Source organism: Methylobacter marinus A45 (genome assembly GCF_000383855.1).
GTDB lineage: Bacteria > Pseudomonadota > Gammaproteobacteria > Methylococcales > Methylomonadaceae > Methylobacter > Methylobacter marinus.
Window position 1 is genome coordinate 1633716 of sequence record NZ_KB912877.1, and the last position, 25910, is coordinate 1659625.

21 protein-coding genes are annotated in these 25910 nt (G+C 55.2%); 5 read left to right on the forward strand and 16 right to left on the reverse strand.

Annotated features, from left to right (window positions below; genetic code table 11):
- The first annotated feature begins 108 nt into the window (after positions 1-108).
- From METMA_RS0107440 to METMA_RS0107450, 3 genes are all read left to right on the forward strand, one after another.
- Positions 109-588: a hypothetical protein gene (locus METMA_RS0107440; RefSeq protein WP_232216332.1), complete on the forward strand. Its 480-nt coding sequence runs from the start codon at positions 109-111 to the stop codon at positions 586-588.
- Positions 589-729: 141 nt separating this feature from the next.
- Entirely contained in the window at positions 730-1104 is a 375-nt protein-coding gene (locus METMA_RS0107445; RefSeq protein ID WP_027147120.1) for a hypothetical protein, read from the forward strand.
- A 66-nt stretch (positions 1105-1170) separates the two neighbouring features.
- Positions 1171-1998: an alpha/beta hydrolase gene (locus METMA_RS0107450; RefSeq protein ID WP_020158449.1), complete on the forward strand. Its 828-nt coding sequence runs from the start codon at positions 1171-1173 to the stop codon at positions 1996-1998.
- A 678-nt stretch (positions 1999-2676) separates the two neighbouring features.
- Here METMA_RS0107450 and METMA_RS0107455 read toward each other — a convergent pair.
- The 8 genes from METMA_RS0107455 to METMA_RS0107490 all read right to left on the reverse strand — a co-directional run bounded on the left by METMA_RS0107455 (position 2677) and on the right by METMA_RS0107490 (position 9820).
- Entirely contained in the window at positions 2677-3906 is a 1230-nt protein-coding gene (locus tag METMA_RS0107455) for a tetratricopeptide repeat protein (protein ID WP_020158450.1), read from the reverse strand.
- Positions 3906-4568, reverse strand: a complete 663-nt coding sequence (locus METMA_RS0107460; RefSeq protein WP_020158451.1) for an energy transducer TonB — start codon at positions 4566-4568, stop codon at positions 3906-3908. Before METMA_RS0107460 ends, METMA_RS0107455 begins: the two co-directional genes overlap by 1 nt.
- On the reverse strand, positions 4565-4969 hold the full coding sequence (locus METMA_RS0107465; RefSeq protein WP_020158452.1) for an ExbD/TolR family protein: 405 nt from the start codon (positions 4967-4969) through the stop codon (positions 4565-4567). The genes METMA_RS0107460 and METMA_RS0107465 overlap by 4 nt, the downstream gene beginning before the upstream one ends.
- Before the next feature lie 275 nt (positions 4970-5244).
- Entirely contained in the window at positions 5245-5820 is a 576-nt protein-coding gene (locus tag METMA_RS0107470) for a MotA/TolQ/ExbB proton channel family protein (RefSeq protein WP_020158453.1), read from the reverse strand.
- On the reverse strand, positions 5804-7180 hold the full coding sequence (locus tag METMA_RS0107475) for a MotA/TolQ/ExbB proton channel family protein (protein WP_020158454.1): 1377 nt from the start codon (positions 7178-7180) through the stop codon (positions 5804-5806). The genes METMA_RS0107470 and METMA_RS0107475 overlap by 17 nt, the downstream gene beginning before the upstream one ends.
- Positions 7177-7956: a DUF3450 domain-containing protein gene (locus METMA_RS0107480; RefSeq protein WP_020158455.1), complete on the reverse strand. Its 780-nt coding sequence runs from the start codon at positions 7954-7956 to the stop codon at positions 7177-7179. Before METMA_RS0107480 ends, METMA_RS0107475 begins: the two co-directional genes overlap by 4 nt.
- Positions 7957-8029: 73 nt before the next feature.
- Positions 8030-8314, reverse strand: a complete 285-nt coding sequence (locus METMA_RS0107485; protein WP_020158456.1) for a hypothetical protein — start codon at positions 8312-8314, stop codon at positions 8030-8032.
- 525 nt (positions 8315-8839) lie between these two features.
- A complete protein-coding gene (locus METMA_RS0107490; RefSeq protein WP_020158457.1) occupies positions 8840-9820 on the reverse strand; it encodes a FecR family protein in 981 nt (326 codons plus the stop codon).
- 804 nt (positions 9821-10624) lie between these two features.
- Here METMA_RS0107490 and METMA_RS0107495 point away from each other — a divergent pair.
- The gene (locus METMA_RS0107495) at positions 10625-10807 is read left to right on the forward strand and encodes a hypothetical protein (RefSeq protein ID WP_020158458.1); all 183 of its coding nucleotides are present in this window, start codon (positions 10625-10627) and stop codon (positions 10805-10807) included.
- Positions 10808-10962: 155 nt separating this feature from the next.
- Here the strand turns inward: METMA_RS0107495 and METMA_RS0107500 are convergent, their stop codons facing one another.
- Positions 10963-13356 carry a penicillin acylase family protein gene (locus tag METMA_RS0107500; protein WP_020158459.1) on the reverse strand — a complete coding sequence of 798 codons (2394 nt, stop codon included), beginning with the start codon at positions 13354-13356 and terminating at the stop codon, positions 10963-10965.
- Between the two features lie 1091 nt (positions 13357-14447).
- Here METMA_RS0107500 and METMA_RS0107510 point away from each other — a divergent pair.
- A complete protein-coding gene (locus METMA_RS0107510) occupies positions 14448-15053 on the forward strand; it encodes an RNA polymerase sigma factor (RefSeq protein ID WP_020158461.1) in 606 nt (201 codons plus the stop codon).
- Between the two features lie 287 nt (positions 15054-15340).
- Here the strand turns inward: METMA_RS0107510 and METMA_RS24200 are convergent, their stop codons facing one another.
- From METMA_RS24200 to METMA_RS24210, 7 genes are all read right to left on the reverse strand, one after another.
- Positions 15341-16174, reverse strand: a complete 834-nt coding sequence (locus METMA_RS24200; RefSeq protein WP_020158462.1) for a DJ-1/PfpI family protein — start codon at positions 16172-16174, stop codon at positions 15341-15343.
- A gap of 80 nt (positions 16175-16254) precedes the next feature.
- Entirely contained in the window at positions 16255-18720 is a 2466-nt protein-coding gene (locus tag METMA_RS24205) for a TonB-dependent siderophore receptor (protein ID WP_020158463.1), read from the reverse strand.
- 179 nt (positions 18721-18899) lie between these two features.
- Positions 18900-19883 carry a FecR family protein gene (locus tag METMA_RS0107525; protein ID WP_020158464.1) on the reverse strand — a complete coding sequence of 328 codons (984 nt, stop codon included), beginning with the start codon at positions 19881-19883 and terminating at the stop codon, positions 18900-18902.
- A 122-nt stretch (positions 19884-20005) separates the two neighbouring features.
- Positions 20006-20506, reverse strand: coding sequence for an RNA polymerase sigma factor (locus tag METMA_RS0107530; RefSeq protein ID WP_020158465.1), 501 nt, complete (start codon positions 20504-20506; stop codon positions 20006-20008).
- Positions 20507-20971: 465 nt separating this feature from the next.
- Positions 20972-21664 carry a 4'-phosphopantetheinyl transferase family protein gene (locus METMA_RS0107535; RefSeq protein ID WP_020158466.1) on the reverse strand — a complete coding sequence of 231 codons (693 nt, stop codon included), beginning with the start codon at positions 21662-21664 and terminating at the stop codon, positions 20972-20974.
- 111 nt (positions 21665-21775) lie between these two features.
- A complete protein-coding gene (locus tag METMA_RS0107540) occupies positions 21776-23071 on the reverse strand; it encodes a PepSY-associated TM helix domain-containing protein (RefSeq protein ID WP_020158467.1) in 1296 nt (431 codons plus the stop codon).
- A gap of 111 nt (positions 23072-23182) precedes the next feature.
- On the reverse strand, positions 23183-25729 hold the full coding sequence (locus METMA_RS24210) for a TonB-dependent siderophore receptor (RefSeq protein ID WP_020158468.1): 2547 nt from the start codon (positions 25727-25729) through the stop codon (positions 23183-23185).
- Between the last annotated feature and the right edge of the window lie 181 nt (positions 25730-25910).

Genomic DNA, 25910 nt, shown 5'->3' on the forward strand with positions numbered 1-25910 from the left:
AAGTCCCGGATGAAAAATAACCGTTTAATAGCGCTAATAAGCCGCAGACTTCTGATGGGTTTACTGGTGAATGGCCTGTTTACGGGGTGTACTACGTTGGAATCGCGTATGTCTATCGAGCCTTATACCAAAAACAAGCCGATGCGAGATGCCCTTGAGAGCGTCGCGGAAACGTATTGCAAAAAAAAGCGCGCCAGTCCAAATCCTGCCGATTCAGAAACGCAGCCTGATTTTATTTTTACTACCGATGGCTGTTCGCGGTGGCTTGATAATTCATGGGCAGCCTGTTGCATTGCGCATGATATTGCCTATTGGTGCGGAGGCAGTGAGCAGGATCGTCAAGAAGCGGATCAGGAACTCATGCGATGCGTGAACAACAAAGCGCCGGTTTTTGGCAATATTATCTATGCCGGCACCCGCATAGGCGGGGCGCCCTGGCTGCCGACACCGTGGCGTTGGGGGTATGGATGGGATGACTGGCCCAGAAGTTATGAAAAATCGCAGCCCTGGCCTTCGGTTAAAGAACTGATGGAAGAACTTAAAATTCATGGCATTATCGAGCATCATTTATCGGACAGCAAGCAGTGAGACTTACAGACGATTTTTTATTGAACAGAAATTAAGCAAAGCCGCAGCCTGGTCTTCAACTTAAAGTTTCCGCGCTCTTGATGCATGAAGGGGATGATATTTGATTTTAATCAGCGCTGATATGAATTTGGAGGAAAATCAATGACTAATGATGCACCTGGACTTCGGATGGTTTACGAAGGCTCAATTCGGGATGGAATTTATGCTTTTATCATTTTCGGCCTGCTTGCCGTAGTGGCAACATTATGGATTTTATATGAAAAAAAAACTTTAAGAACCAAATACCTGTTGCTGATAATCTGGGGTATTTTCCCTCCCATGTGGTTTGTTCTGGAGTATTTTTTTATTTATTTGCCTTATGGTGTAAAGGATTCTTTCGCTTTTTTCCAGTACGGGCAGAATATCGCATCCAAGCTCTGGGCGGCTGTTTTCGCTTTAATCTCGATTGATCTTTATAAATCCAAGGAAAAAGAAAAGGAGGATAAGAAAAATAAGGACGAGGCAAAAGAACCATAAATTGCGTGTCAATTCAATTTATTGGATAGTTATCATGGAAAGTTATCATTAAAACGAATTTTCAATATGACGGGACTTTTTCAGACCAGGGATCATCTTTCTCTTTTTTATAAAACGCTGCCGGTCGCTTCATCCAGGGCATCCATTGTATTCCTGCATGGTGTGGGCGAGCACATCGGCCGCTATGAAACCACTTTTCAAACGTTCGCGGCACGGGGTTTTAGCTGCTTCGGTTTCGATCAACGGGGCTTTGGTCAATCCGAAGGCGAGCGCGGGCATGTCAAGGCATTTGCGGACTATGTCGATGATTTAGCCCGATTTATTGATGAAATTGTCAACACAGACCCTGCAAAGCCGGTTTTTATATTTGCCCACAGCATGGGAACTATCGTCGCGCTGACTTACGCCTTGCACTATTCCTCGACAATACAGGGTCTGATGATTTTTTCCTGTCCGGTAGCATTTGCCTCCTGGTTTGCCAATTTCGGCGGCTTTTTCGCGGATGCGCTGTCGGGAATAGCGCCGCGACTGAAGATTCCCAATATGATCGTTCCCGATGAATTAACGGACGATCCTCTAATTATCGAAGCCTTTAAGCATGACCCTTATATCGTCAATAACGTCTCGCTCAACTGGCTGCATGAGTTTAAGCGAGCCCGGGAAGCTGTTTTGCTCAATGCCAACCGGATTTTGCTTCCCACATTGATATGCCATGGTGATGCAGACCCTATTGCCGCGGTTGCGGGTGCAAAATTACTGTATGAAAAACTGGGCGGCGATGACAGATCGTTAATTATTTTTGATGGATTGAAGCATGAGCTTTTAAACCATCGCGCCAACGAAAGAGCGCAAATCTTAAAGAATGTGTTCGAATGGCTGGATAAACAGGGCTAGTTTTCAACATAGGCAGAAAGCGGACGAACGTGGTCAGAAAAGCCAGCAGAATCGGCCACCGGCAGTTATTTATGCATGTTTTCTAAGGACTCGGCTAAAGATAACTTCCTTGAATAAAATGCTGTTATTTAGAGCAATCAGCCCTTAATTGAAAGCAACAACTGTTGTGAAAATTGAGTTTTGTTATCGACAAGCTTGCCTGAAAAACACAGTAGGGTACGAGACTGTGAAAGTATTCCCTGGTTCCCATGCTCCTGCGTGGGAACCCATACCGGTGCCCAGTTCAGCTGCGGTCTGCATTCCCACGCAGGAGCGTGGGAACGAGGAAATGCTTTAGTACTTAGGATTTGGCTAACAATTGCTTCCTGAAACTGGAATCTTGCATAGGATGTGCTGAGCACAGCGAAGCGCATCGCTCGCAAATGATGCGCCTCCTGTCGTCGGCACATCCTATGTTTAAACAGGGAAATTATTTGCGACCAAATCCTTAGTCAGTCTTGTTCTGACGAGTCAACAGTTGCAGAGCATTCATGGTGTGCGAAGAGTGCGAATGAATCCGCACCTACGCGTGCATGACCATTCACGCGATGAGGTCACTGTCAGTTGAATAAAGATCAGTTTAACAACCTATCGCCAGCACGGCAGGCAGGATAAAAAACGGCCCATGCGTAATATCAGTTACCCATGTTTTTTCGCATTGACCTGCTGTAGCCAGCGCGCCGCCTGGCCTTTGGTTTTCCTGTATTTACCGGCTTCGGTGAAGGCGCTGACCGCGCGGCCGGCGTTGCCGGCATTGAAGGCGGCGATGCCCATCAGCAGATGAGCCTGCTCGGGGTTTTTCAGGTTGCCTGTGGCCAGGGATTTTTCCAGCATGGCCATCGCCTCTTTCCAGCGCGTCAGCTTCAGCTGAATATGCGCGCAGCGCAGATAGCTGGCGCCGTCGTTTTTCATCGCCGCCACCTGCTTCAGGACCTCCAGTTCCTTTTCGTGCTCTCTCGCCAGTGCCCAGCTGTTCGCCAGCAATTCCATATTGGCCGCTGAACGCGCAATGCGTCCTGTCTTGAACATCTGCGTCAATAGTTTCGCGGCGCTGTAGGGAATGTTCTGGTGCATGTAGAGCTGGGCAAGCCGCAGCAGGTCTTTTTCTTCCAGATCGAAGCGGTGGTGGACCAGGATCAGCGTCGCCAGCGCCTTATCGTAGTCCTTGAGTATCAATTGTGCGTCCACCAGATTCATCCAGTACTCGCGTTTGCCGGGGTACAGGCTGAGCAGCTGGTTCAGCACGGAAATGGCATCCCTGTACTGCTTCTGCTCCAGATAAATGCTCAACAGCAAAACGTACCAGTCTTCGTGCGCCGACAGGGCGATGGCTTTTTTCAGCGGCGCCGTCGCCTGTTTGAAGCGCGACAGCTTATAGTAGGCCAGGCCGCGCATGTACCAGGCATCGGCCGAGGGACTTTTTTCCAGCGGAAACCATTTATCCAGTTCCGCCGCCGCTTTTTCGTACTTGCCGGTCTGCATTGCGACCTGCGCCAGGTTATAGCGCAGATTCTGAACGCTGTCGGCGGGCAAGGTGTCGGCGCCTGCCAGCGCGGCCTCCAGAGCCTTCATCGCCTGCGCGTTGCGGTGATCTTCCAGATAGGCGTAAGCCAGATACTGATTGATCATCGCCGCTTCATAGCGGTTGCCGGCCACTTTCGGCAGATGTGCTTTCAATAGCGAGACCGCCTCCTGAAACCGGGATGTATCCGACAGCTCGCGGGCCTTGTTCAAAGCCTTGAAAGTTTCGGGGGATACGGTGTTTTTCTGTTTGTCCTCGGCGTTAGCGCCGGTCGCCGCCAGCGAGGCCAGAAGGATGCACAGCCGCAGTAACGTCGCTGAGCGCTTGGTTATTTGATTAACAGCCATTATTTATCCAGCTTGAAATAAATTGTCTGCATGCTTTTCCATTGCACGGAGTGCCCGTCCACGAGCTTTTTCTCGAATTTCCAGCGCCGAATGGCACGCAAGGCGGCCTGGTCGAAAACGCCTTTCGGCTTGGACACCAGCACGGCGGGTTCGACGACGGTGCCGTCCTCCGCCACCGTAAACTCGATCCTGACCATGCCCTCCTGCCTTTTTGACAGAGCGCCGGGCGGATACATCGGCGCGATGCGCACCAGCGGTACCGCTTCGTGCATGTTACCCATGCCGCCGAAGTTCGCCTTGCCGCCGCTCGGCATGCCCTCGCCCAGAATGGCCTTCATCGGGGCGCCGGCGATAGTCATCGGGATGTCCAGTTTCGGCATCGCCATGGACAGATTATTGATCTGCATCGGTTTTTGAGCGGGCATCGACAGGTCCGGCATCGTCAACTGCTCGTTCTGCTTCTCGGGCGGCTTGACGCGCTCCTTGGTGGGCGGCGGAGGCGGAGGCTCCCGTTTCAGGCGGACAAAATCGATAGTCAGGGCATCGGCAGGCGCCGTCAGCGTAGTCGGTTTTTGCGCCGACATGCGCTCCATGATCACGAACAGCAGCACGTTGACGGTCAACGCGCCCAGGCCAATGGCGAGAAAACGCTGGATCATCATTCGCTATAGGCCGCGATGGAGACATTGGCCACGCCGGCCAGGCGCGCCTGATCCAGGGCCTGGACCAGCAGTCCGGTCAGCGCGTCCTTGTCGGCGGCGATGATGACCGAACCTTCCGGGTTCTCGGCATGCAGGCGCTCGACATTGGCCCTTAAGGCGCCGACATCGACCTTGCGCCGGTCAATCCAGATATCGCCGTTTTTGGCGATGGAAATCAGGATGTTGCCTTTTTCCTGGCGTTCCGCCGTTTTCGCGGACGGCCGGCTGACTTCAATGCCGCTTTCCTTGATGGTTGACGAGGTCACGACAAAAAAAATCAGCAGAATAAACACCATATCGATCAGGGGCGTCATGTTGATTTCGGTACTGCTTGTATCGTCTTCTTCGCTATGTATTTTCATTTTTATAAATATCTAAGAACAGCTTTTAATTCTGGGTTACGAGAGTGGGAAAGTATTATCCCTGTCAGGTTAAAAAATGATTTACCACAGAGAGCACAGAGGACACCGAGAAAATAAGGTCGGCTAATTCAATGATTTAACAACTCTGCTTCCTCTGTGGTTATTGATTAATTTGGGCCAAAAAATGAATTCTTTCAGTCTCGTACGCACCGCGTACCTTTATTAAACTCGGGATAGAAAATGGTACGCCATGCGTACCCTACGATTTATATCGGTTAATAATCGCTGCCGCGAAACTCCAGCCGGGACTGCGCGTGTCGAGCGCAGTCCGTCCAGTCCAGTTCGTCCTCCGCCTTGTCGATGGCGGTCCTGACCCGCTCGTTCAGGTTCGAGCTCAGGTAGATGCCGGACAACGCCGTCACGAGCCCGGCCATGGTCGTCAGCAACGCTTCCGAGATGCCGCCGGCCATGCCGCGCGCGTTGCCGTTGCCGAACATCGCTATGACCTCGAAGGTATGGATCATGCCGAACACGGTGCCGAGCAGGCCTAGCAGCGGCAAGGTCTGCGACAGCACCGTGATGCTCTGCAGATAGGCGCCGGCGGACACTTGCAATTCCCTGATCAGTCCGGTGCGCAGCCGCATCGCGATCGGCAGCGGCGCGTTTTTATAGTGCCGCCAGGCGGTCTTCACGTCCTCCAGTTGCCGCGGATAGGAATAGTACAGATACAGATACCGCTCAATGATCAGTATCCACATCAGCAACGATACCGCCATAATCGCCCACAGCGCCGTCCCGCCCTTGTCCATGAACGCGGCGGCGATATCGATCAGTTCAGTCGCCGACAGCATGCAGGCTTTCCTCGCGGCGCGCGACGATGGCGGCGCTTTCCTCGTCGAGCATGTAAATGACCTTGCGGGTGCCGCCGGACAGCCAGTTATGGGACAGCAGCAGCGGAATCGAGACGATCAGGCCCAGCTCCGTGGTCACCAGTGCGACCGAAATACCGCTGGACATCAGCTTGGGATCGCCGTTGCCGAACAGGGTGATGGACTGAAAGGTTTCGATCATGCCGGTGACGGTGCCCAACAAGCCCAGCAAAGGCGTCACGCCGGCAAAGATGGACACGGTCGGCAGAAAGCGCTTGATGGCCGGGCGCTCGCTGAGAATGACCTGGTCCAGCTTCAGGCCCAGGGTTTCGGCATCCATGAGCGGGTTGTCCCGCTCAACCTGGCGCAGGCGGGTCAACGGCGAGTCTTCGCCTGTATCGTCGCCGTGCCGCTGGCGGCTCATGCGGCGCTGGAGCCGCATCAGCACCACGGCCCGTTCGGCGATCAGCACCAACCCGATCACGCCCAGCATGATAATCATGTAACCGATGACGCCGCCCTGATTGACGTGTTCGCCCAGATCCGGCGACTGCACCATCAGCGACAGGATAGCGCCGCGCGAAGGGTCGAGCGCGACCGGCGCGATGCCGGTTTTCGTCTGTTGTAATTCCCGCGCCAGGTCGGTGTACCGGGACGAAGGCTGCCGGCCCAGTTCCACCAGGCGCCCCGTTTCCGGCAGATAGCGCAGATAAACGCCGTCGGACACGACATTGAAGGCGCCGACCCGCACCACTTCCCGCCGTTGTTCCTCGCCGCCGATGGTAATGACCGGCGCCTCGAAGCGCTTGACCTTTCCGGACTGCACCATTTCGTCCAGCAGCAAGTACCAGAAATCCTCCATTTCCTGGATCGTGGGGTTGGACTTGCGTTCCGCCAGACGCTTGACCAGCGGCTCGCGGTCCGGCAGCTGCGCGGAGATCAGCGAAACGTTGAACAGGCTCTGCACGTCTTTTGACGTCTGCCTGACGACGCCGAAAAGCTCGCCCAGCGAGCCCATGCGCTCGTGCAGGCGCTCGGACTCGGCCTGGATGAAGGGATCGTTTTCCTCGTAGCGTTGTTTCAGCGTCGCCCCGCGAGCGCGTTCGGCGGCCAGTTTGCTTTTCAGCGCCTGCAGCAGCGCCGCCTTGTTATCGCGCGCCTGGCGGAACACCTGTTCCCGAGCCTCCAGTTCCCTGCTTTCCAGAACGCTTTCGTTATGCACCTGTTTAATCAAATCATCCAGCGAACGGGGATTATCCGCCGCCATCGACTCCGCGCCAATCAGCTGACTCAACAACAGAGCCGCCGCGGCCGGCCATTTGAAACGCTTGCGAGACATCATTGCAAAGCCTCCGGCGCCGCAACCGGCAGTTTAAGAAGATCGGGCGCCGCCTGTTTCTGGGCTATTTTCAGGCCCTGGGAAATCGCGCCGCGATAGGCATCGGGCAAAACCTGCCAGTCTTTCTTGTCCCGGTCCCAATAGCCGGCCTGGCTATTGTCCAGGGTCAGGTAATAAAAGCCCAGCCGGCCGAAGCGCAGGAACTCCACCGTGCGCTTTTTACCGTCCAGGTCCAGGTCGCCCTTGTAGGCTTCAATGGTCCGGCCATAGTCGGTTTCGACCATGTAAGCCTCGATCAGGCGGTGGTATTTTTCGGCCAGATCGACATCGGAACGATCCAGTAGCTGATGCAATTCGCTGATTCTCATGCGCCGTTCATTTTCCAGAAAAGGGGCGTCCAGCTCGACGAACTCGTCCAGTACCTTCAGCATGCGCAACATCAACGGCATGATATTGCGCTGGGTCACATCGATTTCCTGCATCTGTCTGGCCAGTTCCGCCTTTTCCTGCTCCTGGCTGGCGACGATTTTTTCCAGCTGGTCGTGGTAAATCTTCAGGTTTTCAAGCTCCAGGCTGGCGGCGCGGAATTCCGATAACATCGATTGCGTCTGATCATCCAGTTTCTCTACCGTGTTCTGTGATTGCCGGGCCTTGTTCAGCAATTGTTGCTGGCTCAGCGCCGCCGACTCCGTATGCGTGGCAAAACAGGTTGCTGAAAAGCCGCCCAGAAAAAGCGCCGTTAAAAATTGTCGGAGCAGGCTCCGCCAAGGACATGTCATGAATTTATAACCTCTTGTCATTAATAACCGTCGTCACTGCCGAAACTGAAAATTGTTGCGTCAGGACCGTGTTCTATAATTTTTCGCCATCGTCCGGCTGCCTGTCGGGAGCATCGCCCAATAACGCCATGAGCCGGTCCAGTTTGACATCCACTTGTGTTACATATTGCTTGAGCTGAGCCATTTGCGCTTGTATATCCTGGGTATTTTCATGAACATGCTGGAAATGCACCTGAAAATACCGGGGCAAGGGAAACAGATCCAGCAAGTCATCGCCTTCGCGAACGCTGCGCTCTTCAGGCATGTTGGGGGGCATGGCTCTTCTTTTGCGTTCTTGCACCAACTTTGATGTTTTCATGCTTCCTCGCTTCGAGTTGATCGGTAAAGGCACTCCAAATTCATATCGGCAATAACATTAAAGACGTTCCCAAAATACAGATGCCCGGCCAATACGTCTGCCGACGCCGCCGGAGCCAGAATTCAAAAAATCCATCCCTGGACTCTACCACGCCATGCCTGGCGGTTTTTTTAAGGCTATTGAAGTTCCGAACAGGGGATCTGTGTGGGGGGGAAAAGGCCGCTATTACAGAGCTTCAAACAAATAGACGATCCAGCCGAAAAAAACCCTCACCTGAAAAATAAAAAAAATTAGTTTCAGTTGATTGCCGGGGATGCATTGATGCCCGAAAAGGCAGTATATGGATTTATTAGAGACAGCACAGGCGGAAGCGGGACGAAGGGAACTGGATGGGTTGCTCAAAGGCAAACGCTCCAGGCGATGCGGTGAAGCTCGCGAATGATACCCTAAAGGGCACAAGTGCGCCTCCTGGCGTCGACACATCCTATGCCCATGCTTTTTTAGCATCGACAATGAATTCAACCGTCAACCGATGATGACCAGCCAGTCGCTCAGGCGCGTTATTTTGACCGACAAGGTCTTTTCCAGTGTGTCCAGGATGCGCTCCGGCTCACGCAGGTTGATGCGGCCGTTGATTTTCAGTCCGCGCAGGCTGCTGTCCCTGAAGACCACCATGCCGTTTCTGTAGCGCTGGACCTGTTCGATCACGTCGCTCAGGGCGATGTCTTCGAAAACCAGGTAGCCGTCCAGCCAGGACGTGGCCTGTTTCGTATCGAGCCGGCCGGTTTCGCCATGCCCGGACCGGCCGACCGATACGGCATCGCCGTCCCGGAGAACGACCGACTGCCGCCAGCGCTGGCCGTCCGTGACTTCCACGCGGCCGGACAGCACTTTGACCTCATCGCTATGGTCTTTCTCGTGCACGAAAAACCGGGTGCCCAGCACGCGCGTGATGGAATGGTCGGCATGAACGATAAACGGCCGGCCGGCATCGGGCCGCACGTCGAAAAAGGCTTCGCCTTTCAGCAGTTCGATGCTCCGCCTGTCGCCCTTCATCGTGACCGCCAATGCGCTGTCGGTATTAAGCGTGACGGCGGAACCGTCCTCCAGATAGACGGTTTTCTGTTCGCCCACCCCCGTTACATAGTCGGCATGGAAAAATACGGCCAACTCAATGCGGAAGACGAACAGCAAGGCCAGGCAGGCGGCCATCGCCAAAGGCAGCCGAAAGTGACGGCGCGCTTTGTCTTTCGGCCGCGGAAATTCGGCTAATGGTGTTTCGGCCTCGCTTAATGCGCGTTTCAGGCCAGGGTCACCCCACAGCATACAGAGTTCATCAAACGCTTGTTGATGCGCCGGGTTCTGAGCCCGCCAGCGCGCGAACGCGGCTTTTTCGGCATCGCCGATCGTGTCCGCGCGCAGCCGGACAAACCAGGCGGCCGCCTGTTCGTCGATCAAATCCTCGCTATCCGATGCCTCGTCAAAATCGTTGTCTGTATGCTTCATACCGGTATTTTATATCAGCGTGTTTATCAGTGGACGATTTTGATCACGCGCAACCTCATTTAAAATGTCAGATCAAAGGGGCGTCTGTATCGTGCGGATGCCCTGATCGGCTCGAGGTGACGGGATTGCGCCCGTCACCCCTGCCACACCACCGGACATGCGGTTTTCCGCATCCGGCGGTTGGAATCAACGGCTAAGCCGCCCAAGGTTTTGCTCCTTGTCGATACATCTTACGTTGTAAACGCCCTGTTACTGCACTCGCCACCTCCGGCTTCGCCTACTGCTTGGAATCCACCAAGCCCAGCGAAACATGGCAGTTGGGTAGCTTGCCGCTCGCGGCTGCTCCGTCCTGTTTCAGATGACTACTCGTGTTTTCACAGGAGTCCTTTCGTCGTATCTCGATTCCTTCGGCCCTTCGCTCCAGCTTGTTTCCAAGCCTTCCTCACTACTACGGCCTCTGCTGACTTCTCCCAAACTCTCATTTGGAAGATCTCCCCGGGTAAGGTGCTAAAACTTTCCGCCCGTGCCGCCAAGCTCTACCTGATGCGTCTTTCGGTAACGGTTGGATTTCGTGTTCCCTAGCACACTCATCGCCCGCACCCGGCCTCTCTGCTTGTTCGTATTCCTACGGTCGTGCGTTTGCTACACGCTTCTTTCAGGCTGGCCTCGCGGCTTCCCCCTTGCGTTTCGCTACGGTTGTCGTTACTACTTCCGGTTATCTCCTTTCAGATAACAAGTTTTAGCCCATGCCGGGCACACTAGGGGTGGCCCTACGTGTCCGCCCTGCTTCCGGGTGCACAATAAATGATCAGAGAACCGCTGGCCAAAGGCGAACCGTTGAGCAAGGGCGAACACACAGGTTCGCCCCTACGTATCCGCCCTGTTTCGGGTGCGCAATGGGTTATCGAAGAACCGCCAGACAAAGGCGAACCGTTGGGCAAGCTCGTAGGTCGGGTTTACCCTAAAGGGCATAAAAGCGCCGCGTAACCCGACACTTTCGCGCCACAATGCACCCGCTTGGCTTCGATCTGTCGGGTTACGCCAAAGGCTAACCCGACCTACGGTTTTTTGGCTTAAAATTCATATACCCCTGCTCGCCCCCTGAGTCGTTCGTGGTGAACTACTCAGATTATAAGACCGGTTCAGTCGATATCGGGTTTTAACACTAATCTATGCTCGGGTTTACCGGCCAGCAAGCCGATCGGCAGGCCTTTTACCCAATAGCGGTGCTGGTCGCGGTAATGGGGCGACAGCGGATGCGCGGACTGGCCGCCGGGCATGTGCAAAAGCGCCTGGTCGAGGTGGGCGGGCGAGACGACCAACCGTTCGCTGGCGCCGAAGCCCGATCGGGTGACGCGCACGCAAGTGGCGCAACCGGCCAATTCATCCGCCGGCATGTCCAGCAGAAACCCGAGCAGCGGCACGGCCCTGGAGAAAGGATGGCTGATTTGCGCCTTGTTGCTCCGCCCCCAGGTCAGTTCGGACAGCGCCGTATCGGGATAAGCTGTCTTCAATTGCCGCGCGCTGCGCTTTAGCTGCCCCAGGATGAAGTCGTCCCAGGTGCGGTAATTGACCGGGTCAGGCAGCAGCCGCGGCACTTTCTCGGTCAGCATGGCCTGCAGCGGCGTGTCGATATAGGTCCAGGCATAGTTGAAATTTTTATCGATATTTCGGCTGGCCGCCAGGAATGGGCTGAACACGCTTTGCGCCAGCTGTTGCCGAAACCTCACCAGCAGGGCAAAGCCCAGGCTGTCCGTGTCGGCCCTGCCGTTCCAGGCCAGCAGCGTGTCGCGCAGTTCCCGCAGTTCCGGTTGCTGCTCGGCATTCCCGGTCGACAGCGCGCTCAACGCCAGCTGCTGATAAAAATCATAGAATTCGTTGCCGGTATCGAGCTGCAACGCGAACAGCGACCACTCGTTGATGCTCGGCATCTGTCCCAGCCGCTGGGTGATGCGGTAGGCCCGGTAGCCGCTGGCGAACTGGCGCCCGATCACGTGCGGGTATTCTTTGCCGATGCGCCGGTCATTGGCCGATACCAGCCAGCCCGAGGGCGGATCGATCTCGCGCGGCAACTGCTCCGCCTCGACGTAACCATCCCAGCCGGCCGAACCGTCGGCCCAGGAGCGGCTGACCGAACCGTCGAAACCGACGCGTCTGGGAATCTGGCCCATGACCGTCCAGCCGATACGGCCCTGGTTATCGGCCAGCAGGAAGTTCAGCTGCGGGCCGCCGGTGCGGTTGACCACCGCCATGGCCTGCTCCAGCGTTTCAGCCTGGCCCAGGTCCAGCAGCTCGAGATTGACGGCATTGTCATCGAGCGCGCTCCAGTGCACGGCCACCGGTTTGTCCAGCAACGGCTCCAGGGCCACCGGCCCCCAGATGCTGCGCTGGACAGTAATCTGCACGGGCTCGTTATCCTTAACGCGGATGCTTTCGAGGGTTTGTTCGAAGTGTTGCCATTTATCGCCGACGCGGTACTGATCGGGATTATCCGGATTGATCTCCAACGTCACCAGGTCCAGGAAATCGCCGGTCAAGTTGGTGGCGCCCCAGGCCAGGCGGCCGTTGCTGCCGGCGATGAACACGGGCGTACCGGGCAAGGTCACGCCCGCCGTGCGGCCGGCTCCGTCCTCCAGTTCCGCCCGATACCAGATATTGGGCACCGAAATGCCCAGATGCATGTCGTTGGCCAGGATGGCGCGCCCGTCAGACGTTTTCGCGCCGCTGACGGCCCAGGCATTGGAGCCGGCCATGAGGTCCCGCAGTTGCACGACTTCGGCCAGCCTCACCGCATCCGGCGCATGCCGGGCCAGCATGGTTTCCAGCGAGGCCGCCGGAATCGGCCTTACCGGCCGGTAAGGCTTGGCGTCGCCATACAGGCTGTCGGTGAACCGGTCGGTATCCGGCGTCAGGAACGACACGACATCGGCCGGCAGGCTTTTCTCCATGACCGTCAGCATGCGCTCCTCGCGCTCCGCCCAAGCCGTGAGGTTATCGAACATGCCCAAAACCACAAGCAGGCTGTCTTCCGGTTTCCAGCGTTCGGGGCGGTACGCCAGGGCCGTGAATTCGAAAGGCAGGGCCTGGGCGTTGTCGATATAGCTGTTGATGCCTTCGGCGTAAGCCTCGAGATAGCGCCGGTGCTCAGGCGGCAGTTTCGCCACGACCGCTTTCGCGACGCGCGAAAAGCCGTAGGTTCTGGCTCTGATGTCGTTATCGACGGCGACTTGCCCGAAGAGCTCGGCCAGCCGGCCAGCATTCTTGCGGCGCATCAGATCCATCTGGAACAGGCGGTCGCGCGCCGTGACATAGCCGAGCGCGCGCAGGGCATCGGCACGGTCGCCGGCCTTGATCACGGGAATGCCGTGCCGGTCGGATGTGATCGTGACAGGCGCGGACAGTCCTCTCACCATGAATTCGCCGTCCTGCGGCGGCAGCGATTGTTGCAGAAACAGCAGGCCCGCGCCGGCGATGAGAACGCTTAGACCGAGGAGAGTGAACAGGGTATAAAGGAATAGTTTTCGAATTCGTTGCATGGATGTTCCGGATTTTGTGCCCTTCTTGATTATTCTGGAATTATCATAAAGCCCTCGAAGGGGCAAGCCTATAAAATTTCGGGCTCTTTGTTTTCATAGGGCTTGGGTAATGTCAATCAGCTTATAGACTGGGATAAAGCCTTGTAATTCCGAACCATTTTTCGAAACGCGGCCATGTTCCGCCTGTACAGGCCATGCTGTATTGTTCCTTCCGAACCGGCGCACCGGTTTTATGGGCCGCCGGACTGGGAAAGGCATCGAATCAAACTTATCGTTAGATAGCAATAGATTGATCCAAAGAGCCTGCCTTTGCCTGAACATGCCGGGGCAGAGCCTTTTCAAGATTTTCAGGCGAAATTGACCGCTTTGTCGATTCAGGCAATATGCAGTGCTTTTTATAACTGATGTTACGATGGGCCGTTTTTTATCCTGCCTGCCGCGCTGGCGATAGATTGTCAAACCGGTCTTTATAGGACTTACGCAGTTTGCCTGTTCATCCGCCGAAACAAGCGGATTCAAAACCTGTGGAGGCGACTTCAGTCGCCTTTTATCTGAATGGGCGACTGAAGTCGCCCCCACAGGCTGGCGTAAGTCCTGCTTTATTCAACTGACAGTGACCTTATCGTCTGAAGGGTCATGCATGCGTAGGTGCGAATTTATTCGCACTAGACTGAACAGCAAGCGTTTCGGGCCGAATACCCTAAAGGGCACAAGTCAATTCGACCCTACCGTTGAATTCAAATAACCGCCGCGCGGGAGGTACTTTAGTAAATCTGTCTCAATTCAACTAATGCGTAACATCAGTTCATAAATAGACGCGTGAGCGCCCGATTCCCCTCACCTGTGAAATGACGGTTCGAAGAACGCATGGGAAGACCGAAACCGACGGGTTGGCCGCTTTAATTGAACTATGTCATTTAACACATCCCAACAAGGGAAATACCTTAGCGCTAAACAGGCGTATGCCTTGCCGGATGGCATTTTCGCCCGATAAAAACAACATCAAAAATCGCATGCCGTCTTGAAGCTAATAGCCTGACGGCGCTAATACCTTAATATTTATAATGTTATTGTCATTTCAGGCATAAAAAATGCTTTTTAACTCAGGCGCGGATTTGTATTCGCGCATCGCTAAACGCTCATGTTTCCCGGGCGATCTTCATTACGTACGCTATCAGACATCCAAGGAAGAGAAATTGAACCTAGAAGCCCTGTACCAGCAACATCAAAACGAGCTGATCTATCATGTCTTCGGCCTACTGCATTGTCGGGACATTGCCGCGGATATTGTTCAGGAAAGCTACATTAAATTGTCGCGCGAAGCGGAAAGGCAAAAGATCGAACACCCCCGCAGCCTGCTGTTCCGCATCGCCCATAATCTGGCACTCGACCACCTGAAGCATAGAAAGGTGACGGAAAACCATGCGCAATCCCTGGATCCGACCCTGGTTCCGGCCAGCGAATCGCCATCGGCCGAGCAACTGGCATCGGAAGAGCAGAGACAGCGGATTTTAAGGCGGATCATAAACGAATTGCCGCCCCGCTGCCGTCAGGTTTTCATCATGCACAACCTCCACGGCATGAGCTATCGCGACATAGCCAGGGAACTGGGCATATCCGAAAGCGGCGTCGAAAAGCACATCATGAAAGGCCTGCTGCACTGCCGCAAGCAGATGAAAACATTGCTGCCGGAATAGACACCTATAGCAATCAGCCGTTATTTGAAAGCAACGGCTGTTGTGAAAATTGAGTTTGGTTATTGACAGGCCAGCCTGAAAAATTAAAGGCGTACCCTACCGGGCCACTGCCATTCGGTTAAGGATTTGACAATCAATAATCGCCTTGTTGTAAATCCGGATCAGCGTTTGTGGGAGCTTTGTGGGAGCGATGCCCTCATCGCGATTGGGGGCCTTTAGTCGCGATGAAGGCATCGCTCCCACGGGGATCATAAAATTGGCATCGAGGTGTTATTTTGAAACCAATCCTAAATCTCCAGTTCCATATCCAGCACCAGCGGCGCAAACATTCCCCTGACATTGTCCCGAACAAATGCCGGCGCCTTTTCGGGTGAGCCAGAGTTATATGGGGGCGCGGGATCGTATTCAGCCTGCAGCTGAATGGCTTGCGCATAGTCCTTGCCGCGCAAGGCGGCGACAATTTCCAGGCCCAGATCAATTCCGGCCGTGACGCCGCCGCCCGTCACCAGATTGCCGTCCCAGACCACGCGTTCTTTCACGGGCGTCGCGCCGAACTTTTTCAACAAGTCCAGCGTCGACCAGTGCGAGGTGGCCTTTTTGCCTGCCAGCAGGCCGGCCTTGCCGAGCAGTAAACTGCCGGTACAGACACTGGCGATATATCGGGCATCAGCCGCCCTGGTTTTAATAAAGTCGATAAACGGCTTGTTTCTCATGGCCTCCAGCGTCCCTTCCGCGCCGCCGGGAACAAAGAGAATATCCGGCTTGGCCGGGCATTCGCTCAGCCTGTGCGTGGGCACGACTGAAAAACCGCCGCAATCCACCGGCGTCAAGTCGTCGGTCGGGGAAATCAGGCACACTTCGGCGCCCATCATGGCATGAAATAAAAACTGCGGATTAATCAGATCCGGCGCATAAAATCCAGGATACAGCAGCATGGCAATTTTTTCATTGCCCATCATTTTCACGCCCGGAGCGCTCATCAAAGCCTTATGCGCCTGCAGAGAATCCGTTTTGGCCTGGATTTTTCTCTGCGCAGCGCTTTCGGCGGCTTTAACGCTGTTTCCCAAGGGGGCGAGGAAAGCGCCAAATAATGCCAGCTTGGTAAATTGTCGACGATCCATAAAATAGTCCTGATGATAACTGTAGTATTAATGTAAGCCTTGATGGCGCCGGTAAGCGCCATCACCTATTGCCAAAGCCGTCAAAAGATCACCGAGCCGCTGAAATAGACGGTGGTGCCCTGAGAAGGCATCACCCGCGTGTCGAAGTAATTCAGCCGTTGAAAATACTCGTTGTCGGTCAGGTTCTTGACCGATATGCCAAGCTTGTAACCTTTTGTTCGATAAGCGATGTCTGCGTCTATGGTGTAAAAGCTTTCGCTTTTGTACAGATTGTCTTTGGCCAGATAGGTGCTCGATTGCGCATAGATGCCCGCGCCCGTGCTCCATCCCTTCAACATTGCGTCCTGGAAGGCGTAATTGGCCCAGAAACGACCGGAATGCTTCGGCACACCCGGCAAATGGTTGCCGTCAGGCACGCCTGCCAGATCATCGGTGAATTCCGCCTCGGTAAAGGCGTAATTGCCCAACAGACTCAAACCTTCGGTGACCTGCCAGGTCATATCCGTCTCGATACCTGTCGAGCGCTGCTGCCCTTTGGTGACCGACCGGAATTGAGCATCGGTGAAATCCGTGACCCTGACGTTTTCCCGCTCAATCTGATAGACCGCAAGCTGGCCCGTCAGCTGTTCGGCAACATTAAACTTTACACCGGCTTCGATCTGCTTGGAGAGTTCAGGTTTGGGTGTCGAGGCATAGTTGGCCCCGCCTTGACCGCGCATGCCTTCGCTGTAGTCGACAAATAGCGAAAATTCATCGGTGATGTCAAACAGCGCGCCGACATTGGGCAGGAAACGGCCGGTATCCGATTTGAAGCTTGTCCCGTTCATGGTATTGACGAAATCTGTCACGACATTGCCGCGGCGCACGCTCGCCAACAGGTGCAGGCGGTCATAGATCGTGCTTTGCAGCTGGATATAGCCGCCGTAAGTCGTGTTTCTGGTGAATTGAGTCTGCTCACGCGTGCCCGGAGTGCTGTACGGAACCCGAAAGGCCGGATTGCTCAAGTCGACAAAGTCGACGGGGAAAAAATTGAAGTCCATGAAACCGTCGTCATCCAACTCGCTGAAATCGGCGCCGAACAACACGGTATTCCTGGTCGGCCCCAGGTCGAATTTGGCCGTGGCATAAACCTGTACGCTCTTTTCTTCCTGCTCTTGACCCAATTCGCTATTGATCAGTCCCCAGGTTGACGGGGCAATGAGCGGCTGGTCGGCGCCAAAGCTAAAACCGCTGCCGAGCAGGTTCTGCGCCAGGGTATCGAATTTGGAATGGGAATAGCGTCCTTTAGCGGTAAATGACCAGATATCGTTCAACTGGTGATCCAGCGTAGCCCAGACGCCGTAAAATTCCGAATTGCTTTTTGCGATATCATCCGGACCGATGAACAGTTCCGGCCGGATCCTGAAATTGCCAGCAACAGTGCCGACCGCCGGCAAGCCCTGGTAGTCCTGCTGCTCCCATCGTGAAAACTTGCCTTGCAAGGTGAACGTGGTATCGTCGTTGTTAGTGAAGGTCAGGGTAGGATTGACATTGAACCGGTCCGTGTCGAGCACGTCGATATTGCTGGCGCTGTTCGTGTATTCGCCCGTGAAACGAAACAGGATGTTGTCGTTGATCGGCTGGTTCAAGTCCACGAACGGCTGGGCAAAGTCATACAGCCCGGCCTTAACCCCTATCTCATAAAACGCCTCTTTTTGCGGCATCTTGGAAACCAGATTGATCATCCCGCCCACCGGGGAGCCGTTGCCGCCGCCGTAAAGCACCGCGTTGGCGCCTTTCAATACTTCAACCCGCTCGATATTGACCATACTGCTCTGGTCTCCGGAATTTAAATATTGGTTGAAGCCGTCGATAAACTGCCGCGCCGCAAACCCGCGAATCAGGGTCGGCTCAAAATTGGGCGTGATGGCCGAAAGGCGCGGAACCACGCCGCTCACGTTGCGTAAACTTTCTTCCACGGTAATGTTTTGCTGGTCATCTATTACCGCGCGCGGGATGACCTGGATGGACATCGGCGTCTCTAATATCGGTGTGTCGGTCCGGGTCGCGGTACTGGCATTCACCGCGTTGTACCCCGACATCGCCACGCCCTGCACGGTCATATCCTCCTGCTCGACCGGGCCGGCATAGGGCTTTTCGGATACCGGCTCGGCCGGGTAGTTCTCTTTCGGCGCCTGGGCCAGCAGGTTTTCGGCGGTCAGGCTGCCGCGGGTCATTTCCAGCGTGATGGTGTTGTCATTGCTGTACCGGTAATTGAGCCCGGTGCCCTGAAGCAGTTGTTCCAGCGCTTCCTCCGGCGTATAAGTGCCGTTCAGCGCGGGAGCCTCCAGACTTTCGGCGATGTCACTGTCATACAACACTTGCAGCCGCGTGTCGGCGGCAAACCGGGTCAATGCCCCCGATAAGGATTGCGCCGGAATATTGAATGGCACCGATTTGCCGGTATCGGCGGCATGGCCGTTTTGTCCCGTGGCAAGCAGAACAGCCAGAACCCCGGCTGTTTTGAGCATTTGTTGTCCTTGTTTGCGGCTTTTCGATAATTTCATGCTGTGTTTCTCATTGTCCTAAAACGTTAACCTTCAGGACAAAAGACGAAGCAGCTGAGGTTTACCCTTAGTCGCGGGAAAAAAAATGTCGGAATGACCTTACAGACAGAATGAGCATCAGTAGTAGACGCTTTATGCGGCGCTTTTGCCCGCCATGAGCGCTATGGGATAGGCGCGCGTTAATAAAGCAATACCAGACGTTCGGACAGTCTCAGGGATCTTATCTTCAACGTGGCCTTGATTCCGTCCAGCGCGGCGTTCGGGTCCGTGGTATCGAACACGCCGCTGACGATATGCCCTTTCAGCGCGGGATTGAGCAGCAGGATCCGGCCGCGCCGGTAGCGGTTGACTTCATCGATCACCTCCGGCAGCGGCTGGCGGTTGAAAATCAGCTGGCCGCGCTGCCAGGCGAGCGCCTCGAGCATGTCGGCGGACATGACCGGCCCGAGCCGGCCCTGTCGATAAGCAACCTGCTGATTCAGATACACCCGCACGGCTTCATCGCTGTTGCCGGCCGACACTTCCACCGTGCCTTCGCTGACGGCCACGCGCAGGGCGTCGCCGGAGTTCCTGACGCTGAAGGCCGTGCCGACCGCGCGGGCGCGGGCAGTGCCGCTGGCCACGATAAACGGTCGGCTTTTATTCGGCGCCACATCGAAATAACCCTCGCCGCGCAACAGTCTGATGCGCCGCTGATCGGCCGAGAATTCCACGCTCAGCGCGGTATCGGTATTCAGGGTGATCCGTGAGCCGTCATCGAGCGCAACGGTTAAGCGCTCGCCCGGCGCCGTGTGGTAGTCGCTTTGCCAGTTCTGGTAGAGGATCGGGAATTGATGGCTCAGCGGCACGGCAACGGCCAGAACCAGCGCGGAGGCGGCCAGGAAGCGCCGGGAATAAGGCCGTTTGCCGGCCATGGACAACGGCGCTGCCTGTGCCTGCTCGGCCTCGACTTTTGCCTGCACCCGTTGAGCGGGCGCTTCCAGCATGGCCCAGAGCACCCGCATTCGGTCATAAGCCCTGGCATGTTCCTGGCTGGCCTGATACCAGGCTTTGAACCGGGCCACTTCCTCCTCGCTCACGTCACCCGCCTGCAGGCGCGCAAACCAGACGGACGCCAGCTCGGAATCGGATGGCTGCGATGAGGAAGGTTTCTTGATGGGCATGGCCGAATATTGTAGTACGACAGGGTATCCAATGAACAGGAAAGGCTTTTTAGTAAGACGTTCGACAACCCTGTTTGCCCTTACAAGACGCGCATTATTTTTGCGTCGTGATTCGAAACTGCTCAATCAAACTGTTGGCGAATCTGCTCCAGGGCCTTGCGCATATGGCTTTCCACGGTACGGGGAGAAATGGACAGCGCATCGCCGATCTCGGCATAGCTTTTGCCTTCCACGCGGCACATCAAAAAAACCTCGCGGCATTTCGGCGGCAGATCGTAAATAATCCGTTCAAGCATCTCCAGTTGCTGGCGGCCGGCCAGCGCCGCATCCGGCTCCGGTGCCTGGCAGACCAAATCGTCCGTAACCGGCCCGGCTTCGCGCTGCAGCTGACGGGTCCGGCTGCGAAGATGGTCAAGGGCAAGATTATTGGCAATCCGAAACAAATAGGCACGCAAATTTTCGATCGTATCCACTTGACGATGCTGAACAAGGCGCAAATAAGTCTCCTGACTTAAATCCGTTGCCGTTTCGGCGCACTGTACTTTATAAGTCAAAAATTGCATCAAATCCTTTTGATGCAGTAGAAAAAAAGATGACAAACTCTGCTCGGGCAATAGACTCATCAACAAATACAATCCTTTGATTAAGGGTGCTGTTATTGAAAATAAGGAAGGGAAGGCTCCCCTTAATCCTTACAGCAAATATGATGCCACTTATCGCTACCCTTTAAAGGGAAAGGCTTCCCGCTCATCTCTCCAGTTAGAGCCTGCAAAAACACTGTGTCATATGGCCTATAAAGTGCGGCATATAACACAGTTTTTTTTAACGGATATACGCGGGCCATTGTTTCAGGTATTGAGCATTCGGCTAAAAACAGCCTCCGATATCCCTTCAGGTTAAGGCCGTTTCCGTGGGAGCGATGCCCACATCGCGACTTGCTGGGCTTTTTTTAATCGCGATGTGTACCCTAAAGGGCATAAAAGCATCGCTCCCACACCGGTTGCCCGCATTTGAAACCAAGCTATTGTTCAATGGCCGAACCTGAGCGGGCGGCTCTGAAAGAGCCGTAAATACGGAGCATCGCAACGTCAAAGGCGCCTGAAGCAAAGGCGCTCCATGCCGCCGGCCCTGACTGTCAAGGCACCGCTGAGGCCCGGCCCCAGGTCCAGATCCACCAGGCGCCATTGGCCGGCCGCGCCGTAGCGCGCGGGCAGCGATATGAATCGGGAAGCGCCGTCCACCGAAGTCACGACTTGCGAGACGTCTAGCGAAATGCCCGCGCCGATCGCCTTCACAAAGCTTTCCTTGCGGGTCCAGAACCGGTAAAACGCATCGGCTTTTTCATGCGCCGGCAAGGCCTGCCAGAACGCCTTCTCGGTTTCGGTAAAGCATTCCTCGGCAACGGCGGCGCAATCGAAGCCGTCGAGCCAGACTTCGATATCCACCCCGACAGGCTCGTGGCGGCTCACCGCCAGCATCATTCTGTCGCCGGAATGCGACAGGTTGAATTTGACCTCATGCGGGCGGCCATCGACAACCAGATAGGGTTTGCCAGCGACTTCCTGCGCAAAGCATAGGGTTTCCGGCGGCTTGTCGATGTAGCGCGCCAGTATCGTCCTGACTTTGCCGTGGCTGATGACGTAGCGGGCGCGGTGCTGTTCCTGGACAAAGCGCAGGGCTTTGGCCTGCTCTTCTTTATCCAGCAATGCCCAGTACCGTTGATAGGTATCCTCGGTAGCGGCCAGTGCTTCAAACCATAGATCAATGTCTTTATCAGCCAATCGACGGACTCCTTATTTGGATAATAGGCTGGGTTTTCGCTAACGCGCCGATCCAGCCCGCACCTCTATTCTTTATCATTTGCCAAGAGCCACGGGCTCGAACGATGCGCTTTAGCGCCTCAGCATCTTATCGCCCTGCCGCAGTTTCGACAACGGGCCGCGATGGCTTTTCGCCTTGCGTTTCTGTAGCCAGCGGATGACGCCTGTGCCGAACAGCACAGGACATGCCAGCCCCGAGAGCAGCACCAGAATACGTCCCGGCCAGCCGAACGCATGACCGCTGTGCATCGGCCATTGCCAGTCCAGCAAAATATCGCCGGCACTGCCGGAGCCCGAATCGTAAACTTTCAGAATTTCACCGCTGTATTGGTCGACAATTAATTCGCGATAACCGATAAAGGGGCTAATCTCGCTGACATCCTTTTTCCAAATTTTATAAACATCCTGCTCATGCTGCGGCGCATTTAGCTTCCAGAGCTTGCCCAAAGGGTAGTGTCGATGGACCGAGTCTTCGATTTGCGCGTAATCGAGCGGTTTTCCATCGTGCCGAACAGTCGACCGGTAATCCGCCTCGTCTATGCCCGTCCAGGCATTGGGCCGCTCCAGTGGTGAAAACAATTCGACGAGCGTATTCACTTGCGCCGGCAAGTTAAAATAAACGCCCGAGAACAGTACGGCCAATAGCACAATAGTCGAATAAAAGCCGACGGTTTTATGCAGATCGAAATTAAAGCGCACCGCACCCGCATGCTGTTTAAACGTTAAGGCCTGCCTGAATTTGCCGGTCAGCGGCCACCAGACGATCAGGCCGGTCAAGACTGAAATAATCGACAACACCGCCAGAATGCCGACAATAACGCCGCCGTTTTTGCCCAGCAGCAGGCACCAGTGCAACTGCATGATAAAGCTGACCAAAGGCCGGCCCCAGTAACGTCCCTTGGGATGCCAGAGCTGCATGCCTTGAGCATGCGCGGTATAGGGATCGACGAAAATATAATAGCCGTCGCCGTGATCCGACTGCCCGGGCGCTTGGACATAGTAAAGCAGCTTGAAAGCGGCTTCCTGATGACGCGGATAGTAAACATTTTTTATTCGGCTGCCTTCAGGCCTGACGCTGTCGGCCGCCGCGATGATTTCATCCAGTGAACGGTAAGCGGCAACGCCTTCCGGCGGTGCGGATACGAGCGCCAGTTCAGGATTCACGACCTCCTGCATTTCCTGATAAAAAACCAGGATGCTGCCGGTCAGGCCGACGATGGCCAGGATAAATCCGGCCGACAGGCCGAGGTAAAGATGCACGTCCAGCCAGAGCTTGCGTCGGGCCTTGAGCCGGGCCAAACGTGCGTTATTCGATTCCGGCACGCCCGGCGCATGGCAATCGGGTAAATGATCGGTATTGTACTTCATGTTTTTTTCCTGCTGTTTTGCGCGAGCCACGGCTCGCGACAGCCGGCCATAACCGGCTTTCCCATCGGAAGAGGGTCAGATTGAGAAAAGCATGCTTCTCGGGCTATACGGCTAAAACTTCAATGACACCCGGCCGAAAATGGTTCTCGGGTCGCCTGGGAACACGGCCGGGCCAAAATCGGCCGAGACGAAATAGCGCTTGTCCAGCACATTGTTCGCGAACAGTTCCAGCTTTACATTTCTCCAGGTATAGGAACTGGCCAGGTCCAGCGTCGTATAGTTGGGAAGCACAGCGGTATTGGCATTGTCGAACGGGCGATTGCCGACATAATTGGCGCCTGCGGACAGGGTCAGGTTTTTCAGGACGCCGCTGTCGAATCTGTAATGAGTCCAGATATTGGCCTGGTGCTCCGGAATTTTTTCCGGCCGGTTGCCGACATCGTTCGCATTGCTTTGGGTGATTTCCGCATCGATGAAGGCATAGCCGCCCTGGATGTACCATTGTTCAGTCACTTGATAAGCCAACTCCACCTCCGCGCCCCGGGATTGAATTTCACCGGTTGCCACCTGAAAGCCCGGATTTCTTCTGTCCGGCGTAGTCACGTTGCTGCGCGTAATGTCAAAAAACGAGGCCGTTCCGCTCAGCCCAGAAGGAAAGTTAATCTTGACGCCGGCTTCCACTTGTTCAGATTCGCCCGGTTCAAGCGAGGCGCCGTTGGCCATCGCAATCGCAGGGATAGGCGAAAATCCCTCGCCGTATCCCGCGAAAAAGTGGATGGAATCGGTGGCGTGAAAAGTGCCTCCGACCTGATAGGACGTGTTGTCCGTATCTATTTCCGACGTTACGCCGTTGGCGATATTGAGTCGTTTTGCGCTGTAGGTGGATTGGCGCACGCCTCCCGTCAAGTCAAATTCCGGAGTGATCGAAATGATATCCTGAAACGCAAACGAGCCCAGTTCCGAAGTACCGTGACTGCCGATCCGTACCGGCCCTGCCGCAGGTTGTGCAGCCAGATAAACGGGATTGAGGGCATCAATGGCGGGTACGCCGGCCAGATTCACCGAACTCGTTCCGAAATGCGACTTGGTGTAATCACCGCCCAGGAAAATCTGATGGATCAGGAAGCCTGTTTCCACGGTACCGGTAATGTCGATTTGCCCGATGTAGGCTCTATCCCTTTCCTTGAAACCGGTTCTGCCCGTGCGCGCTACATTGATACGCCCGGTTGCGGCATCGAGCGTTGTCGGGCCAAGGAATACCTGATCCTGGTCGCCATTGAATTCGTCATATTGAAAGCGCGGCGATATTTTCCAGTTTTCCCCCACATCAATGTCCAGCCAGGCCTGAACCAAAGGTGTTTCGATTTCAAGCTTATCGAAACCAGGCTCGCCCAGATACGTGTCGCGGGATATGTTTCCGAAACCGCTACCGCGCACGGTGCCGAATACCGGCAATCCGGGATTCGGCACCGTGCTGCGATGCTGATATTCGGCATTGATGAAGCCGCGCACCGGACCGCCGTCATCCCAGGCGAGCGTCAGGCCGAAATTTTCCCTGTCCAGTTTCTGGTAGTTGATGAAGCTTTCGGAACCTTCAATTTCCCCGGTAAAGCGCGCTTTCAACGCGCCATCCGCCAATAAAGGGCCGTTAATATCCCATTGTCCGCTGGTGATATCGCCGTCGAATTCATCATATCCGCCTCGGGTGAAACTGAACTCGGAGGCAAATTCGTCGAACGGCCGCTTGGTGATGACGTTGATCACCCCGCCGCCGTCATTGGTTTGCTGCCCGTACACGGTGCTGCCCGGTCCTTTCAATACTTCCACATTCTCGATATGGCTCAGCGCGGACCAATCGACGTCTCCGCCAAAAATCTGCCTTATTCCATTGCGGTTCTGGTCGGCTTTGAATCCGCGAATGCTTATTTTGGGAAACCGGCTGTACCGCGTTCCGATCACCGTGGCCGAAGGCACCTGTTTCAGGATATTGCCGATACTGAGCGCGCCCTGGTCCCTGAGCGCCTCGCCGGTGATGACCTGTATGCTTTGGGGGATGCGGGTCGTTTCGATTGGAATTTTTGAGCCCGCCGTTGATTCGGACTTGATATAAGGGCCGAAACTATTGCCCCTTACTGTCATATCCTCCTGCTCCACCGACCCGGTATAAGGTTTTTCAGGCGCCGGATCGGCCGGGTAATTTTCTTTCGGCGCCCGGGCCAGCAGGCTTTCGGTGCTCATGCCCTTGTTTTTCGAGCCGGCCAGGGCGATGACCTGGTCGTCGGCAAACCGGTAAGTGATGTCGGAATCGGCCAGCAGCTTCGCCAGCGCCTGCTCGGGCGTATAAATGCCTGACAACGCCTTGGATTTGGAATCCCTGACCAGAACGGACGGATAGCTCAGTTGAATGTCAGTGGTTTCCGAAAATGCCTCCAGCGCGGCCGCCATGTCCTCGGCCGGAATGTCGAAGCGGAACACCTCAGGTTTGCTGTTCTCCCCGGACTGACCCGGCGCCGCATGGCACAGCGTCAGGATCAAGGCCAAGCCCGCCGCTCGCTTTCCGGACAGGCGACACGGATTGGTCGCCGGTGTGCCGGCCGGTAAATGCCCGCGTTTCCGCATGGCCGACGCTCCATCGGCATTTTTCGCAGTGTCTATCATGTGCTCACCTTATTATTAGTATTATTAAAGATGCGTTTTAATCTCGCATTATTAGGAGATAGACGAGCTTGCGAGACAATGTCCTCACCTGCCTGATCGGAATTTACCTGTGACAGGTCGGATTTTTTTGTAGCGGCGGAGCATAGCGACAAACGGAATAAACCGCGCATGCGCGATATCT

Coding starts and splice junctions, on each gene's coding strand:
- METMA_RS0107440 (WP_232216332.1), top strand. CDS start 109: ATGTCTATCGAGCCTTATACCAAAAACAAGCCGATGCGAGATGCCCTT.
- METMA_RS0107445 (WP_027147120.1), top strand. CDS start 730: ATGACTAATGATGCACCTGGACTTCGGATGGTTTACGAAGGCTCAATT.
- METMA_RS0107450 (WP_020158449.1), top strand. CDS start 1,171: ATGACGGGACTTTTTCAGACCAGGGATCATCTTTCTCTTTTTTATAAA.
- METMA_RS0107455 (WP_020158450.1), bottom strand. CDS start 3,906: ATGGCTGTTAATCAAATAACCAAGCGCTCAGCGACGTTACTGCGGCTG.
- METMA_RS0107460 (WP_020158451.1), bottom strand. CDS start 4,568: ATGATGATCCAGCGTTTTCTCGCCATTGGCCTGGGCGCGTTGACCGTC.
- METMA_RS0107465 (WP_020158452.1), bottom strand. CDS start 4,969: ATGAAAATACATAGCGAAGAAGACGATACAAGCAGTACCGAAATCAAC.
- METMA_RS0107470 (WP_020158453.1), bottom strand. CDS start 5,820: ATGCTGTCGGCGACTGAACTGATCGATATCGCCGCCGCGTTCATGGAC.
- METMA_RS0107475 (WP_020158454.1), bottom strand. CDS start 7,180: ATGATGTCTCGCAAGCGTTTCAAATGGCCGGCCGCGGCGGCTCTGTTG.
- METMA_RS0107480 (WP_020158455.1), bottom strand. CDS start 7,956: ATGACATGTCCTTGGCGGAGCCTGCTCCGACAATTTTTAACGGCGCTT.
- METMA_RS0107485 (WP_020158456.1), bottom strand. CDS start 8,314: ATGAAAACATCAAAGTTGGTGCAAGAACGCAAAAGAAGAGCCATGCCC.
- METMA_RS0107490 (WP_020158457.1), bottom strand. CDS start 9,820: ATGAAGCATACAGACAACGATTTTGACGAGGCATCGGATAGCGAGGAT.
- METMA_RS0107495 (WP_020158458.1), top strand. CDS start 10,625: ATGATCAGAGAACCGCTGGCCAAAGGCGAACCGTTGAGCAAGGGCGAA.
- METMA_RS0107500 (WP_020158459.1), bottom strand. CDS start 13,356: ATGCAACGAATTCGAAAACTATTCCTTTATACCCTGTTCACTCTCCTC.
- METMA_RS0107510 (WP_020158461.1), top strand. CDS start 14,448: ATGCTTTTTAACTCAGGCGCGGATTTGTATTCGCGCATCGCTAAACGC.
- METMA_RS24200 (WP_020158462.1), bottom strand. CDS start 16,174: ATGGATCGTCGACAATTTACCAAGCTGGCATTATTTGGCGCTTTCCTC.
- METMA_RS24205 (WP_020158463.1), bottom strand. CDS start 18,720: ATGAAATTATCGAAAAGCCGCAAACAAGGACAACAAATGCTCAAAACA.
- METMA_RS0107525 (WP_020158464.1), bottom strand. CDS start 19,883: ATGCCCATCAAGAAACCTTCCTCATCGCAGCCATCCGATTCCGAGCTG.
- METMA_RS0107530 (WP_020158465.1), bottom strand. CDS start 20,506: ATGAGTCTATTGCCCGAGCAGAGTTTGTCATCTTTTTTTCTACTGCAT.
- METMA_RS0107540 (WP_020158467.1), bottom strand. CDS start 23,071: ATGAAGTACAATACCGATCATTTACCCGATTGCCATGCGCCGGGCGTG.
- METMA_RS24210 (WP_020158468.1), bottom strand. CDS start 25,729: ATGATAGACACTGCGAAAAATGCCGATGGAGCGTCGGCCATGCGGAAA.